The 1,910-nt window shown below is 39.0% G+C and carries 3 protein-coding genes and 1 pseudogene; all 4 read right to left on the bottom strand.

Features of this window, described 5'->3' with window-relative positions; all coding sequences use genetic code 11:
• Nucleotides 1-61 precede the first annotated feature (61 nt).
• Nucleotides 62-709: a lytic transglycosylase domain-containing protein gene (locus RTW80_RS24525; protein ID WP_312720665.1), complete on the bottom strand. Its 648-nt coding sequence runs from the start codon at nucleotides 707-709 to the stop codon at nucleotides 62-64.
• 32 nt (nucleotides 710-741) lie between these two features.
• Nucleotides 742-954 (bottom strand): hypothetical protein, encoded by a 213-nt coding sequence (locus RTW80_RS24520; protein WP_000125172.1) that lies wholly within the window; start codon nucleotides 952-954, stop codon nucleotides 742-744.
• Complete coding sequence (locus tag RTW80_RS24515) at nucleotides 884-1,402, bottom strand: transcription termination/antitermination NusG family protein (RefSeq protein ID WP_001446885.1); 519 nt, start codon at nucleotides 1,400-1,402, stop codon at nucleotides 884-886. Before RTW80_RS24515 ends, RTW80_RS24520 begins: the two co-directional genes overlap by 71 nt.
• Nucleotides 1,403-1,754: 352 nt before the next feature.
• Nucleotides 1,755-1,895 (bottom strand): annotated as a pseudogene (locus tag RTW80_RS24510) (spore coat protein CotH); the annotation flags it as partial.
• Between the last annotated feature and the right edge of the window lie 15 nt (nucleotides 1,896-1,910).

Genomic DNA, 1,910 nt, shown 5'->3' with positions numbered 1-1,910 from the left:
AGCAGGTTCTGCAACACAAAGCATCAACGCAGCCATAAATAGAGAAAGCGTTAAATAACGTTTATTCAGATTTAATTTCGACATCTTTTGTTTCCTTTTCATTCGATACAGTGCCACGTATGGCGTATTGAGGATATATAATGATTTCTTCAGGTGTGATAGTCGTCTTGTTCTCCTTTTTAATCATTTCCTTTACAGAGGGAACAATAAAAATTTTTTTGTTATCAGGAGGGCTAAATCCTATACGTTGTACATAACTTGTATTATTAAATTCAGGTTCTGGTTTTACTCCTGTTTCTGGATTACCGGAATAATAGCAACTCAACCCGCGCACTAAGTCGCCACCTCGTTTATAACAGTCAACCAGTATTTTTTCTGATACCTTAAGATTTTCGCATGGATCAAACATTTTCTCTGCTGTCGTACCGAACTTTGCAAAATTGGTACTCGTTATTTGCATAAGTCCTACAGAGTAACGATGGTTCCGTGATTCAATGTTTTTATCGATACTAAGTGCTGCCTCCTTTGATTCAGGAAAGTAAGATACTACGCCTTTATCACCAGGTTTGTGTTTAACCTTTGGTATTATTTCCGCAATCGCATATGGGTTAAAACCTGATTCAACCCTGGCGACTTCGTGCGTTGTGTCAGGATGAACGCTGGCAGCGCATTGCATGGCAAGCGCAAGAAAAGTAGAAGTAGATAACATAATTATTCCACATTCAGAACACCGGGGCGCTATCACTCGTCAGGAATATCAGCCCCATGAATAAGCTCTTTCATCGCCTGAGATTTGTATTTTTTAATAAGATACTGAACAAAACCAGAATCAGAGATACGCCTCCCCCTCTTGAAACTTATTTCAATTGCAATTTTTTCAACTTCAACACGAACTTCTGTAGGAAGGTAGAGTACATTGCGTTGCGGTTTCCGCTTTCCTTTTATAGCTGTCATTTTTTAACCTGTCGTATTTTCTGTTACACACATAGTCGGCAAAGACTTGTCCACGCTTTGAAGCGTCTGCAAGGAGAAGTATTTTTGCCAGACAGGAGTTATTCATCAGGCTTAAATTCATCGAAAAAATCTTCTCCTGCTCTTTTACTTCATTTATGACACTTAGAGGAACTTCAGCAGGATATTCACCAAAACTGACCAGTCCATAAACATTTTTCATCCGGGTAAAGCAGGATGGATGTACAACCTCAAAATCCAGAAGAACGAATACATAACCGGGAAACATTGGCATGATTTGTCCCCTGTATGCACTACAGTCACGCCTCTTATAGAAAGTGCGTATAACTGGATTGTAGTAAGCGATACCGCTCCGGGATAACTGCAACAGAACCGACTGATGAAAATGCGGAGAACACTGAAGCAGGTAAAACTGTTTCTGTCCTTTCATACTCAATCCCCGATATACAGATGTGACAAAACACAAGCCAACCGTGGTTGCTTGTGAGAAATCACGCCCCTATGAAGAGAGACTTTTTACTATTGCGCGAAGTTTATACTACAAGTGGCTTATGCTAAGTTCAACACATAAAACAGATCTTTCGATCTTGATAAATCAATTTTTCTTTCATTTATTCCATGTAAACAATAAAACATAGAATATTCATCTTTTGCAGATCTATTTTTTAGATCGATAGATCGAATGATAGCTAAAACGCAGAATTTCGATCTGTTTTTAAGGCGAAAAGATGAGCAAGCGAACTAAAATAAATATTTTTCTCGCATAATCAATACATTAAATCTTATAAGCCCAAAAACTTAATCCCTGTTTTCAGCTTCTGTTCTGACTGTAACGTGGATGCTTTCTGCTGCGTAAACTGCGCCATTCGCTGTTGTTGCTTCAACAGCATATCAGGGCTGTTCAGTACCAGCTCTTTGCTGGCTTAAGGTGTTCTGTC

The organism is Escherichia sp. AM3 (assembly GCF_032029835.1).
In the GTDB taxonomy this organism is placed as follows: Bacteria; Pseudomonadota; Gammaproteobacteria; order Enterobacterales; family Enterobacteriaceae; genus Escherichia; species Escherichia coli.
This window is presented reverse-complemented; position numbering and strand designations above follow the sequence as displayed.

Coding starts and splice junctions, on each gene's coding strand:
- RTW80_RS24525 (WP_312720665.1), bottom strand. CDS start 709: ATGTTATCTACTTCTACTTTTCTTGCGCTTGCCATGCAATGCGCTGCC.
- RTW80_RS24515 (WP_001446885.1), bottom strand. CDS start 1,402: ATGAAAGGACAGAAACAGTTTTACCTGCTTCAGTGTTCTCCGCATTTT.
- RTW80_RS24520 (WP_000125172.1), bottom strand. CDS start 954: ATGACAGCTATAAAAGGAAAGCGGAAACCGCAACGCAATGTACTCTAC.